General features: G+C 45.8%; 11 protein-coding genes. 6 read left to right on the plus strand and 5 right to left on the minus strand.

Annotation, left to right across the window (positions count from 1 at the left end):
- Window positions 1-62 precede the first annotated feature (62 nt).
- Window positions 63-911, minus strand: coding sequence for a carboxylating nicotinate-nucleotide diphosphorylase (gene nadC / locus ACES2C_RS18875; protein WP_374164609.1), 849 nt, complete (start codon window positions 909-911; stop codon window positions 63-65).
- 110 nt (window positions 912-1,021) lie between these two features.
- Between nadC and gpmI the strand changes: the two genes are divergently transcribed.
- The 3 genes from gpmI (at window position 1,022) to ACES2C_RS18890 (ending at window position 3,786) form a co-directional block, all read left to right on the plus strand.
- Window positions 1,022-2,542, plus strand: a complete 1,521-nt coding sequence (gpmI, locus tag ACES2C_RS18880; RefSeq protein WP_374164610.1) for a 2,3-bisphosphoglycerate-independent phosphoglycerate mutase — start codon at window positions 1,022-1,024, stop codon at window positions 2,540-2,542.
- A complete protein-coding gene (locus ACES2C_RS18885) occupies window positions 2,529-3,068 on the plus strand; it encodes a hypothetical protein (protein ID WP_374164611.1) in 540 nt (179 codons plus the stop codon). Before gpmI ends, ACES2C_RS18885 begins: the two co-directional genes overlap by 14 nt.
- 187 nt (window positions 3,069-3,255) lie before the next feature.
- Window positions 3,256-3,786: a CAP domain-containing protein gene (locus tag ACES2C_RS18890; RefSeq protein ID WP_374164612.1), complete on the plus strand. Its 531-nt coding sequence runs from the start codon at window positions 3,256-3,258 to the stop codon at window positions 3,784-3,786.
- 49 nt (window positions 3,787-3,835) lie between these two features.
- Here the strand turns inward: ACES2C_RS18890 and ACES2C_RS18895 are convergent, their stop codons facing one another.
- Window positions 3,836-4,471, minus strand: coding sequence for a tetratricopeptide repeat protein (locus tag ACES2C_RS18895; RefSeq protein WP_374164613.1), 636 nt, complete (start codon window positions 4,469-4,471; stop codon window positions 3,836-3,838).
- 316 nt (window positions 4,472-4,787) lie between these two features.
- On the opposite strand from ACES2C_RS18895, the gene lon reads away from it, so the two are divergent.
- Together lon and ACES2C_RS18905 are read left to right on the plus strand one after the other, a co-directional pair.
- A complete protein-coding gene (lon, locus tag ACES2C_RS18900) occupies window positions 4,788-7,253 on the plus strand; it encodes an endopeptidase La (RefSeq protein WP_374164614.1) in 2,466 nt (821 codons plus the stop codon).
- Window positions 7,254-7,306: 53 nt separating this feature from the next.
- The gene (locus tag ACES2C_RS18905; protein ID WP_374164615.1) at window positions 7,307-8,263 is read left to right on the plus strand and encodes a lipid A deacylase LpxR family protein; all 957 of its coding nucleotides are present in this window, start codon (window positions 7,307-7,309) and stop codon (window positions 8,261-8,263) included.
- On the opposite strand, the gene queD is transcribed toward ACES2C_RS18905, so the two are convergent.
- From queD to ACES2C_RS18920, 3 genes are all read right to left on the minus strand, one after another.
- The gene (gene queD, locus ACES2C_RS18910; RefSeq protein WP_374164616.1) at window positions 8,260-8,616 is read right to left on the minus strand and encodes a 6-carboxytetrahydropterin synthase QueD; all 357 of its coding nucleotides are present in this window, start codon (window positions 8,614-8,616) and stop codon (window positions 8,260-8,262) included. The genes ACES2C_RS18905 and queD overlap by 4 nt on opposite strands.
- Before the next feature lie 124 nt (window positions 8,617-8,740).
- The gene (ald, locus tag ACES2C_RS18915) at window positions 8,741-9,856 is read right to left on the minus strand and encodes an alanine dehydrogenase (RefSeq protein ID WP_374164617.1); all 1,116 of its coding nucleotides are present in this window, start codon (window positions 9,854-9,856) and stop codon (window positions 8,741-8,743) included.
- Between the two features lie 193 nt (window positions 9,857-10,049).
- Window positions 10,050-10,520, minus strand: a complete 471-nt coding sequence (locus ACES2C_RS18920; RefSeq protein WP_374164618.1) for a hypothetical protein — start codon at window positions 10,518-10,520, stop codon at window positions 10,050-10,052.
- 437 nt (window positions 10,521-10,957) lie between these two features.
- Here ACES2C_RS18920 and ACES2C_RS18925 point away from each other — a divergent pair, with 437 nt between their 5' ends.
- Window positions 10,958-12,829, plus strand: coding sequence for a phosphoenolpyruvate carboxykinase (GTP) (locus tag ACES2C_RS18925; protein WP_374164619.1), 1,872 nt, complete (start codon window positions 10,958-10,960; stop codon window positions 12,827-12,829).
- Window positions 12,830-12,846 lie beyond the last annotated feature (17 nt).

Consider the following 12,846-nt stretch of genomic DNA (forward strand, 5'->3'; position numbering starts at 1 on the left):
TCAGCCTGCAATTATACTAAAAAAGCGAAGTCAAAATACTGTAAAATATCATTTCATCCCAACTAAAAAGCCTTCAAGCTCATATCCAGACTTTTAACAGAGTGAGTTAGAGCACCCATGGACACGTAGTCTACGCCGCATTTCGCATACTCCACTACATTTTCCTCTGTAATGCCGCCCGAAGCCTCTGTTTTAAACCGACCGGCAACAAGCGCTACCGCTTCTTTCAGCTCCTCATAGGTGAAGTTGTCGAGCAGAATGCGATCTGCACCTCCATTCTCTATAACCTCCATTAACTCCTTTTTGTTGCGCACCTCAATTTCCACGGCGAGTTCCAGCCCCTTCTCCTGCAGGTATTCGCGTGTGGCCAGTAACGCCTGCCTAATCCCCCCTGCATAGTCAACGTGATTGTCTTTTATCAGGATCATGTCGTACAAACCGATCCGATGGTTAACTCCCCCTCCTATCTTTACCGCTATCTTCTCCAAAAACCGCATATTCGGCGTAGTCTTTCGGGTATCGAGCACCTTTGTTCCGGTTTCCCCGAGCTGCTTCACAATCCTCCCGGTAACAGTAGCAATCCCGCTCATCCTTTGCATAATGTTTAAAACAAGCCGCTCAGCTTTTAATATCGAATGGACAGAGCCACTGACATGAAACGCCACATCTCCTGGTTCTACTTCAGTACCATCCTCTATGAACACATCAACCCTAAGGCCAGGGTCCACAATCCTAAAGATCTCGAGCGCAACAAACACGCCCGCAAGGGTGCCCTCTTCTTTAATCAGCAGTTTCGCACGACCTTCGTTTCCCGCCGCAATAGTCGCGAGCGAGGTGTGATCACCTTCTCCTACGTCTTCAAGCAATGCATCTTTTATAAATTTATCAAGCAACTCTTGTTCTTCTTTCATAGGCGCTAAAATAAGAAATACATTTATTACATCTCTTTGTTCACGATGCACATGGTCAAATATGACACAAGTCACTTTGCATGGGAATAATACAACTGTATATTTGCCATGTGGAAACAAAAAAATTAGCACTTATCATTCTTGACGGCTGGGGCTACGGCAAAGCCGATCAATCAAATGCAATACTTGCAGCAAATACACCTTTCTTTAATCATTTGGTAACTACATATCCGAATTCAAGGTTAGAAGCTTCGGGTATGGCAGTTGGTTTGCCTGACGGACAGATGGGCAATTCTGAAGTTGGCCACATGAACTTAGGTGCAGGACGAGTCGTTTATCAGGAACTTGGCCGTATTCATAAAGCGGTAGACGACGGGGAACTATTAACCAATCCCGTTCTTCAGGAAGCTTTTGCATACGCTAAGGCGCAGAACAAAAAGGTTCACTTCATCGGACTTCTGTCAGATGGCGGTGTGCACTCCCATATTAAACACGTGTTCGGTCTTTGTGATGCTGCAAAATCAGCAGGTTTAAGTAATGTATTCGTTCATGCGTTCCTCGATGGCCGTGATACTGACCCTAACGGAGGCGTCGGCTATGTGCAGGCTCTTGAAAAACACCTGGAAAACAGTCCTGTTCAAATTGCTTCCCTCATCGGAAGATACTATGCGATGGACCGCGACAACCGTTGGGAAAGAGTAAAGCAAGCATATGACCTGATGGTGCACGGCATCGGGAAACCAGCAAAGCAACTGACAACGGCAATAGAAGACTCCTATAAAGACGGAGTTACAGACGAGTTTTTAAAACCGGTAGTAAAAGTAAACGAAGGCGGTACTCCTGTAGCAACTATAGAATCAGGAGATGTAGTGATCTGTTTCAACTTCAGAACAGACCGCGGACGAGAGATCACTGTTGCTCTTACTCAAAAGGCATTCCCCGAATATCACCTCGAACCTCTTTCTCTGCATTATGTTACAATGACCACCTACGATGAAACATTCAAAGGTGTTAAAGTTGTGTTTACCAAGGAAGACCTGACCGACACTATCGGAGAAGTGCTGGGTCGTAACGGTAAAACTCAGGTAAGGATCGCAGAAACGGAAAAGTATCCGCACGTGACGTTTTTCTTCTCTGGCGGCCGCGAGAAAGAATTTGAAGGAGAAAAACGCATTCTTATTCCTTCTCCAAAGGTGGCTACCTACGACCTGAAGCCGGAAATGAGTGCTGAAGGTATTCGAGATGCCATCTGCGAAGAGCTACCGGAAAATAAACCGGACTTCGTATGCCTTAACTTTGCAAATCCCGACATGGTGGGCCATACAGGCGTCTTTGAGGCTGTAGTAAAGGCTGTAGAAACAGTAGATGGCTGCCTCAAGAAAGTGGTAGAAACTGGCCTTGAAATTGGCTACTCGTTCATCATCCTTGCTGATCACGGTAACGCTGATTTCATGATCAATGGAGATGGATCACCCAATACAGCACACACCACTAATCTGGTACCTTGCATCCTTATTGACAAAGACCATAAAGCAATAAAAGACGGAAAACTTGGTGATATCGCACCTACGGTCCTTAAGATCCTCGGCGTGCCTATCCCTGAGAAAATGACAGGGAATGTTCTTGTATAGAAAACTGATTCCATTTTTGATACTATTCGGACTTGCAGCATGCAAGTCCGACAATAAAGCTTCTGATAGTAAAAAGACTTACTTTGATATCAGAGGCTTTTTTGCTAAGGAAGCGAACCGCCTGGCAGCAAAAAGACCTGCCGTCCAGAAGTCAATCTCAGACAATGGCAATATCGAGAGCAGAAAAGTAACGGTGGCTGACTGGGGGAGCGAGCTTTCATTATTCTCCGAATCGGATATTAATAAACCGTCCTGGCGTAATAGCTATCGCGTGAGCAAGAGAGGCTCCGTTATTACCTATACAGCTAAGGATAGCAAGATCAGAACGCAGAAAGTCACAATACGGCTCTCGGATAAAAGTCAGGTGAGTTATATTGCTATTCGCAATCAGTCGGAGAATATGCTCTATTCCTCTAACGAAATGCTTGAATACTATCCCGATTCGCTCTACCGCATCGTAAAGCAGCAAAATGTAAAAGTGCTGGGTTCACATCGTTATCTTATAGAAGGGCGTCTCCGCCTTTAAAATCCAGTCAAACTTCATTTAGAGATTCAAAAAACGCATGACTTTAGAAGATAGATAAATGGAGTTTGAACGCTGCTCATAACATTAAGAACCAGGGAGTCATTAATATTTACAAAACTGGGAGAAAAGCCGCTCAATAATTTGAGCGGCTTTTCGTTTAATAGGAAGCTTAGATAAAAATTCTTCTATGAAATTGATGCCAGGGCTGAATGCTGCCCTACTGTTATTATTCACATCATGCGCCATGCCCTTAACCGCACAAAATCCATTGAGGCAGGCAAGGCGAACTACACTTGTTGTCGATCCCGCCTTTCAGCAAGAGTTTCTGATGCGCATTAATGAAATAAGAACGCGCGGATGTAACTGCGGCAAAGTTTACATGCCCCCGGTTCCTCCCCTGACCTGGAATGACCAGCTTGAAAACTCAGCTTACCTCCATGCCAGTGACATGAACAGAAAAAAATATTTTAGTCATATAAGTAAAGACGGCCGGACAAGTAAAGACCGGATCATGGCCGCCGGTTACAGACCGGAAGGATATAAAACTTACGCAGTGGGCGAAAATATTGCATGGGGACAGCGCAGCATCCGCGAGGCTATGGAAGGCTGGCTTAAAAGCGAGGGACATTGCCACAACATCATGAATAAGTCGTTCCGGGAAGTTGGAGTAGCAATGGAGAATAATTATTGGGTTCAGAATTTTGGTGGAAGGAAGTAGAAATAAGGCTTAAAAAAAGGGATGAACTTTTGTCCATCCCTTTTACATCCTATCTGCTGAGATTCGCCATGTAGACTTTGGCTTTCTTCATCTCGTCCATGATGTCCTTTCTTCCGGGGGTAGCATCAAGAACGTGCTGTAAATCGTCGATGCAAGATTTAAACGCGCTCTCGGCAGCAGCCTTGTCGTAGAACTTCGGGATCTTCTGACCTTTAAGAATTCCATAATCCCTGTACGCTATAGCACGGTTTTGAAATAGCTTAAGATCTTCACTGTTCAGCTCAATTGCTTTACTGAAATCCCGGATCGACGCCTGCAGCAGCTTCTCACGCTCGGCATTAGAAGCAGACAACTGCGTCCCCTGAACGTTCCTTGCCTTTCCACGATAATAATAGGCTGAAACATTGCTGGGACGTAAAGACACTACCTGACCGAACGTGGATATCGCCTTAGCATAGTCGCCTGTGTGGTAATAAGAATAGCCCAGCATATACAGAACATCTGCATTATTAGCCTCTGCTGGCATTGCCTTTTCCAGATGGGTCACAGCCTCGTTAAACTTGCCGTCTATCACGGCCTTCTGGCCCAGCTTCACATAGTTATTCTTAATTTCCTGACCTTGCTGGCCAAGCGAAACATTGGCGAACAAACATACAAAAGACAAAATCGATACAATTACTTTCATTGAATATGAGCTTTAAACCTATAACGAATGAACGGGTAATATTATTTCTATTTTTCGTTATTTACAAACTATTACTTCCATTTCTGGCCTCCCGTTCTTAATGACGTTATAAATACGCAAGCCCCTCAAATTGTTTTAAGAAAAGCGAGCTGACTTTTTTACAGCTTATTTTCTTACTTTTATCGTCGTGGCGGAAAAGAGCGACTTTTACCTCAATTATAGCTATTGGCACACGCCTTGCAGATATCTGCAAAGTTAGAAAGATCACAAGAGTTAAATTTAAAAGCTGTCATATTGACGCCGAGAAAGGAACTGAATGAATAATTTGCTGGATTTTAATCAGTCATTACCCATAATAAATGAAGATACCGAGTTCTTTCCGCTGATGTCTCAGGAAGACGAAGAGGAAATGAATAACGAGCAAACTCCCGAGGTTTTATCTATACTTCCCCTTCGCAATACGGTGCTATTTCCGGGTGTGGTGATCCCCATCACAGTTGGCCGAGACAAGTCAATAAAATTGATCAAGGATGCTTACAAAGGCGATCGTACCATCGGTGTCGTCTCTCAAAGAGATGTCGCTATAGAAGATCCTCTGTTTTCACAGCTTAACACAGTCGGAACTGTAGCGTTGATCATTAAAATGCTGCAAATGCCTGATGGCAGCACCACTGTCATTATTCAGGGCAAGCAGCGTTTCAGACTGCGCGAGGAAGTGCAGGCAGAGCCTTATATCAAGGCTACTGTCGATAAATTTGAAGAGATCCGTCCCAAACAGGACAAGGAATTCAAGGCAATGGTTGCATCCATCAAGGAGATGTCGATGCAAATCATTCAAATGTCGCCCAACCTCCCGAGTGAAGCAGGAATCGCCATTAAGAATATAGAAAGCACTTCCTTCCTGATCAACTTCATATCCTCCAACATGAACGCAGACGTTCCCGTCAAGCAAAAGATGCTGGAGGTGGCTAATCTGCGTGACCGTGCCAAGATGGTGCTAGAGCAGCTGACCACTGAACTTCAGATGCTGGAGCTCAAGAATCAGATCCAGTCGAAAGTAAGGACAGACCTCGACAAGCAGCAACGCGAGTACTATCTGAACCAACAGCTTAAGACGATCCAGGAAGAACTGGGCGGCAGTTCTCCCGACCTCGAACTCGAAAACCTTCGGGAACGCGCTGCCAAAAAGAAGTGGAGCAAAGAAGTCAGGGAACACTTTGTTAAAGAGCTCGACAAGCTCGGCCGCATGAACCCGGCCGCTGCCGACTATTCCGTCCAGGTTAACTACCTCGAGCTCCTGCTTGACCTTCCCTGGTCTGAATTTTCAAAAGACAACTTTGACCTTAAGCGGGCTGAAAAGATCCTGAATAAAGATCACTACGGCCTTGACAAAGTAAAACAGCGAATAATAGAGTACCTGGCGGTGCTCAAGCTAAGGAATAATATGAAGGCTCCCATCCTGTGCCTTGCTGGCCCTCCGGGAGTTGGAAAAACATCACTTGGTAAATCCATCGCCCGGGCTCTGGGAAGAAAATACGTACGGGTTGCCCTCGGTGGCGTGCGAGATGAAGCAGAGATCAGAGGACACCGTAAAACTTACATAGGTGCAATGCCAGGACGCATTATTCAGTCATTGAAGAAAGCAGGAACAGCAAACCCTGTCTTTGTTCTTGACGAAATCGATAAGGTTGGAAACGACTTTAGAGGCGATCCATCTTCCGCCCTTCTCGAGGTGCTGGATCCGGAACAGAACAATGCGTTCTATGACCATTATGTTGAGCTCGACTTTGACCTGTCCAACGTCATGTTCATCGCTACAGCCAACTCTCTTGGTTCCATCCAGCCGGCACTTCTTGATCGTATGGAAGTGATCGAAGTAAACGGCTACACCATTGAAGAGAAGATCGAGATTGCCAAGCAGCACCTCTTGCCCAAGCAACTTGAGCAACACGGACTGACCAGGAAAGATGTAGTGTTAAAAGCTCCGGTAATAGAAAAGATCATTGAAGATTACACCCGCGAATCGGGCGTAAGAGGACTGGAAAAGAAGATCGGGTCAGTAGTACGGGGTGTCGCCACAAAGATCGCCATGGAAAAAGAATATGTTCCGGCCTTAAACAAGGCAGATGTAGAAACTATTCTGGGAGCGCCGATATTCGACAAGGATCTTTACGAGGGCAATGAAGTTGCAGGTGTAGTAACAGGCCTGGCCTGGACGCAGGTAGGCGGCGACATTCTCTTCATTGAAGCGAGTCTCAGTCCTGGCAAAGGCAAATTATCACTCACCGGTAATCTGGGCGATGTAATGAAAGAATCTGCAACGATCGCCATGGCTTATCTCCGTGCACACTCACAGAAGTTCGGCATTGATTACCGCCTCTTTGAGCAATGGGATGTACACGTCCATGTTCCAGCCGGCGCAACTCCTAAAGATGGGCCTTCAGCAGGTATCACCATGCTAACAGCCCTCACCTCCGCTTTTACCCAGAGAAGGGTGAAACAAAATCTCGCCATGACAGGTGAAATCACACTCCGGGGCAAGGTATTGCCAGTCGGCGGCATTAAAGAGAAAATACTCGCAGCCAAAAGGGCAAATATCAAAGAAGTCATCTTATCGAGATCAAACCGGAAAGACATCCTTGAAATAAAAGAAGATTATATCAAAGACATGGTGTTCCACTATGTTGATGAAATGAAAGAGGTCATCGATCTTGCTCTTACAAACGAGAAAGTGAAAGATCCGCTCGATCTTACGCTTCCCGAACCTCTTAATAACCACTAACTTTCCAAATCAGCGGGGGACAATAAAAGCTCCCCCGCCACTGGAATCCAATTATGAAACTACTTCTCTCTACGGCCATCCTCCTGTTTGCCACCCTGCCAGCTTTCTCACAGCGAAAAAACTTCAAAAATGAGTTCGGATTCAGAAGCGATAACGATGCCTATCTCGCTTATGGCCAGGACAGATATTATACAAACGGCCTGTTTATCACCTTTCGCCACGCACTACCATCCTCGCCAGCCGGCAGTAATGTTCTCAAAAAGATCTGGGAAGCGGAAATAGGGCAGTATATGTTCAATGCTCAGTCAGGGTATGTCCCTGACATGCGGTATGTTGACCGTCCCTTTGCTGCCTACTTGTACGGTGCAGCGAAGATGAACTGGTTCACTAAGCGCGAGCAAGTGTTTCAGGCATCCCTTAATATCGGTACTATAGGACCTCACGCCCTTGGAGAAGGCGCACAGCGCCTCCTTCACAAAATGGTGGGCTTCTACGAGGTCACTGGCTGGAAATACCAGATTGACAACGAGATGGGAGTGAACGGCTCATTCAGTTACAGCTCTTTATTATCACGCCCATCCGAAAATGCTGACTTCAGCGTCGACGGATATGCAAACATCGGGACCACTTTCTCTGGTGCCGGAGGAGGAGTTACGTTCAGAGCAGGTAAGATAAACAAGCTCTATCGTTCGGTGGCCACCAATAGCCGCATCTCAAACAATTCTGCTGATACTATTCCCCAAAAAGAGATCTTTTTCTTTGCCAGACCATCTTTGCATTTTATAGCTTATGATGCGACCCTGCAGGGCGGCATCTTCAACGACAACAAGGGGCCCGTTACTTCAGACCCTAATCGACTTGCTTTCTCTCAGGAGCTTGGAGTAAAATATGCGAGCGATCGATGGACGCTCAATTTCTCGGTCATCTTCCGAACAAAAGAAACGAGTTCGCAGATTCACGCCCACCAATACGGATCCGCATCAATCTTCTACCGGTTCGGCAGGAACTAAGCTCCTTCATAGATGACGCCAGAAGTGGGCGTCTCATTCAGCTCTATACGTTTAAGCAGCGGAAGCTGCGGCTTGATGCGGTTCCATAACCATGCCGCCAGTATCTCGCTTGTAGGATTCTCAAGACCAGGTATTTCGTTGAGCAGCTTGTGATCGATCATCCTGATGAGCGGATCAATCTCCTTTTTCAAGTCACCAAAATCAATGAGCCAGCCCTTATCCTTGTCAAGCTCACCCTCAAGGTAAACCGTAAGCTTATAGGTGTGTCCGTGCATATTTCCACACCGGTGTCCTTCCGGAACATTTGGAAGATAGTGTGCAGAATCAAATGTAAATTGCTTATATATAATCATCTTTCTCTGCAAAAATGCAACAAAAAAAGCCGCCAGGCAATGACGGCGGTCAAGCGCTGTGTAAAAAAAAGCCCCACGTGTCTGTTTAACAAGTGGGGCCCTTATATACAATCTGCGTTAAATCTTAAGCTAGAAGCTTTCGCGCATCTTCAAATGGCAACGCGTGGCAGTCGGCAACAGCCTTGTAGGTAACGTACCCATCCAGCGTATTGATACCCTTTAATAATGCTTCATTTTCCAGACATGCCTTCTTATACCCTTTGTTAGCAATCTGAATAGCATAAGGAACGGTTACGTTGGTTAAAGCCATGGTCGATGTTCTTGGCACCGCACCCGGCATGTTCGCCACCGCATAATGCACGACTCCGTGCTTAGTATAAGTAGGATTATCATGCGTAGTGATCCGGTCCGTACTTTCGAAAATCCCCCCTTGGTCGATCGCAATGTCAACCAATACAGAGCCGGTCTCCATCGACTGAACCATCTCTTCTGTTACCAGCTTTGGAGCTCTCGCACCGGGGATCAATACGGCACCAATTACCAGATCAGATTCTTTTACTGCATTGGCAATGTTGTAAGGGTTAGACATCAGCGTAGTGACCTGATAGCCGAAGATATCGTCGAGCTGACGGAGACGATCGGGATTCAGATCGATGATAGTCACGTCAGCGCCAAGGCCCACAGCGATCTTAGCAGCGTTGGTACCAGCCACTCCGCCGCCAATGATAGTCACCTTTGAGCGTTTCACGCCAGGTACGCCTGCCAGCAGCACGCCCTTACCACCCTGAGATTTCTCCAGAAACTGAGCGCCAATCTGGGCCGACATCCTGCCCGCTACCTCACTCATAGGAGTAAGCAAAGGCAGGGAGCCATTAGCCAGCTGGACAGTTTCATAAGCAATACCAACCACCTTGTTATCCACCAGGGCTTTTGTCAGTTCCGGCTCGGGAGCCAGGTGAAGATATGTAAAGAGGATCAGGTCCTCACGGAAGTATTTGTACTCAGAAGGCACCGGTTCTTTAACTTTCATAACCATGTCCATCGCCCAGGCCTCCTCGGCGGTCTCCACAATTACAGCTCCTGCCTGCTGATATTCCTCATCAGTAAAGCCAGAGCCATTACCCGCACCTCTTTGAATGAATACTTCGTGTCCGAAACGGACTAAATGAATGACACCGGCAGGCGTCATAGCCACCCGGTTCTCATTGTTTTTAATTTCTGCAGGAACTGCAATACGCATAACCTTAATTTTGAATGTTGTTTATTAAAAATACTACTGCAAAATAGTATCAGAAAAGTGATGCAAAGATAACATTCTCCTCCCGGCAGATGCAAAAAATACCGAGGGCATTTGCAACTTTATTTTAAATGTTGCAGTTTTTTGCAGGAGTATTTGACAATCCCCAAAATTCCTGGCTCTGACCCTTAAATTTTTAAAGATTTATACTAGTTTGCCACTCCGGCGGCACTCCTGAATAATTAAGTTCAACAATCTCGCGCGGCGAACGGTAATCAGCCAGTCCCAGTTCGGCCACAGTTTTGCAGTTCCCCGGATGATCGGGGGCGATGAATACGGGCATATCGAAGCCAAGTTTTATATAATATTGAGAAATGAACCCGGAAGCCGGCAGGTTATTGGCAGTCGCCGTGATGTCTTCTGTTAGTCTGCTTAAAGGGTGAAGCAACAGCCTGTAGCGATACATCAAAGAAGCAGATTGATCAAAAGGCATCCACTCATTGCCTTCTGCCGTAGCAACCAGTATAGCATCTTCCTTTACTCCCTTTAACAATCCGCACCGGTGATGCACCTCAACGCGACCCCGGTTCTCATAGCATTCCACCCATACATGCTTGCCTATATATCGGGCAAATATCTCCAGCTTTTCCTTCGTGCTTAACTCCATATATACAAAGTTACAAAACGCATCATTTATTTTGCTAATAGAATTAGCAATTGGATTATTTATGCCTAAAACAGATTTATTTTCAGTTAATAAAAATTTTTTATTTTTGGGAGCAGAGGCTGCTCTCAAAAAGCGCTCATTGCACAAACGACCTTTTTTCTGCCATTTAACTAAGTTACCCTATGAAAAATTACAATGTTTTCAATCCACGCCGGACCGCCTTTAATAAAGATGACAAAATACACCACAAATAATGACAACGGTCATATGCAAGTTGAACTCTTATATCTAACTATGTACCGGATTTCAGGGCATAAGGAATAAGATCTTAGCCGATTCTTAATTCTGAAAACTGACACCGACAAGACCTAAAAAAGTTGTTCTTTCTGCCCCGATAAAAATTATTCTGATTGTCTATACATAATAAATCGAATAACATGAACGACGTATTATTTAAACCAACAAACATGGAAGAGATCCTAAACTCACTTCAGCATGAAGAACTTAAAACCTGGCTTACCGAAGTCATCGAACTAACTGAACCTGACCAAGTTTACCTCTGCGACGGCTCTAAAAGAGAATACGATGAGCTTTGCGGTAAAATGGTTGAAAAAGGCACCTTTATCAAATTAAATGAAAGCAAATGGCCTAACAGCTACGCCTGCTTCTCCGATCCTAGTGACGTAGCACGTGTAGAAGACAGAACTTATATCTGTTGCAGAACTCCTGAAGACGCTGGTCCGACTAACAACTGGACAGATCCCAAGGAAATGAAAAAAACGCTGGAAGGCTTAATGAAGGGATGTATGAAAGGCCGCACTCTCTATATCGTACCTTTCTGCATGGGCCCTATCGGCTCTCCTATCGCTAAGATCGGTGTTGAAATATCCGACTCTGAATATGTGGTGGTGAATATGCACATCATGACAAGGGTTGGAACAAAAGTACTTGAGCAACTCGGAACTGATGGCGAATTTGTTAAGTGTCTCCACACCGTTGGTGCACCTTTAGCTGAAGGCCAGGAAGACGCTAAATGGCCTTGCAACCCGACAACTAAATATATTGTACATTACCCTGAAGAAAGATCAATTGTATCTTACGGTTCAGGTTACGGCGGTAATGCCTTATTGGGTAAAAAATGTCTCGCCCTTCGCATTGCCTCAGTAATGGGTAAAGAAGAGGGATGGTTAGCAGAACACATGCTCATCCTCGGTGTAGAAAGCCCCGAAAAAGAAAAAACTTATATCGCTGCGGCGTTCCCAAGTGCATGTGGTAAAACAAACTTCGCGATGCTGATTCCTCCTCCTGCCCTGAGCGACTGGAAGATCACCACTGTCGGAGACGACATTGCCTGGATTAAACCAGGTCCTGATGGCAAATTATATGCAATCAACCCTGAAAACGGTTACTTCGGTGTTGCTCCTGGCACTAACGAAAAGACCAACCCGAACGCCATGGCTACTATTCGCGGAAACGTGATCTTCACTAACGTTGGAGTAACTCCTGACGGCGATGTATGGTGGGAAGGCTTGACTGATCAGGCTCCTGCAGACATCACAAACTGGCAGGGACAAAAACACGATCCTGCAAGCGGCAAGCCTGTAGCACACCCTAACTCCCGCTTCACCGCTCCTGCTTACCAGTGTCCTTCTATCGACCCTAAATGGGAAGATCCTCAGGGCGTACCTGTAGAAGCATTTGTATTCGGCGGTCGCCGGGCTACAACTGTACCACTTGTTTACCAAGCCTTTAACTGGAATTTCGGTGTATACACTGCTTCTACAATTGGTTCTGAAATGACTGCTGCCGCTTTCGGCGAAATTGGTAAAGTTCGTCGCGATCCATTCGCAATGCTTCCTTTCTGCGGCTACCACATGGCCGACTACTTTAACCACTGGTTACAGTTCGGTCGCAGCCTTCCAAAAGCTCCACGTATCTTCTGTGTGAACTGGTTCAGAAAAGACGAAAACGGCAAATTCCTTTGGCCAGGTTACGGCGAAAACATGCGTGCCCTTAAATGGATCGTTCAGCGTGTTACCGGCAAGACCAGCGCTGTTGAAAGCCCTATCGGTTACATGCCTCGCTACGAAGATATCGACTGGAACGGCCTTGATTTCTGCAGACACGACTTCGAAAAGATCATGGAAGTTGATCGCGAAGCCTGGAAGAAAGAAATCCAGAGCCACGACGAGTTATTCCAGAGGATGTATGATAAACTTCCGAAAGAATTCTTCTACATGCGTGAGTTACTCCTGTCAGCCCTTTGGCGTTCACCTGAACACTTCGGTCTGCAGCCTGACGAAGCATAATATTAATCTTGATAATA

Source organism: Arcticibacter sp. MXS-1 (genome assembly GCF_041902385.1).
GTDB lineage: Bacteria > Bacteroidota > Bacteroidia > Sphingobacteriales > Sphingobacteriaceae > Arcticibacter.

Coding starts and splice junctions, on each gene's coding strand:
- ACES2C_RS18885 (WP_374164611.1), top strand. CDS start 2,529: ATGTTCTTGTATAGAAAACTGATTCCATTTTTGATACTATTCGGACTT.
- ACES2C_RS18925 (WP_374164619.1), top strand. CDS start 10,958: ATGAACGACGTATTATTTAAACCAACAAACATGGAAGAGATCCTAAAC.
- queD (WP_374164616.1), bottom strand. CDS start 8,616: ATGATTATATATAAGCAATTTACATTTGATTCTGCACACTATCTTCCA.
- ACES2C_RS18905 (WP_374164615.1), top strand. CDS start 7,307: ATGAAACTACTTCTCTCTACGGCCATCCTCCTGTTTGCCACCCTGCCA.
- lon (WP_374164614.1), top strand. CDS start 4,788: ATGAATAATTTGCTGGATTTTAATCAGTCATTACCCATAATAAATGAA.
- ACES2C_RS18895 (WP_374164613.1), bottom strand. CDS start 4,471: ATGAAAGTAATTGTATCGATTTTGTCTTTTGTATGTTTGTTCGCCAAT.
- ACES2C_RS18890 (WP_374164612.1), top strand. CDS start 3,256: ATGAAATTGATGCCAGGGCTGAATGCTGCCCTACTGTTATTATTCACA.
- ald (WP_374164617.1), bottom strand. CDS start 9,856: ATGCGTATTGCAGTTCCTGCAGAAATTAAAAACAATGAGAACCGGGTG.
- ACES2C_RS18920 (WP_374164618.1), bottom strand. CDS start 10,520: ATGGAGTTAAGCACGAAGGAAAAGCTGGAGATATTTGCCCGATATATA.
- nadC (WP_374164609.1), bottom strand. CDS start 911: ATGAAAGAAGAACAAGAGTTGCTTGATAAATTTATAAAAGATGCATTG.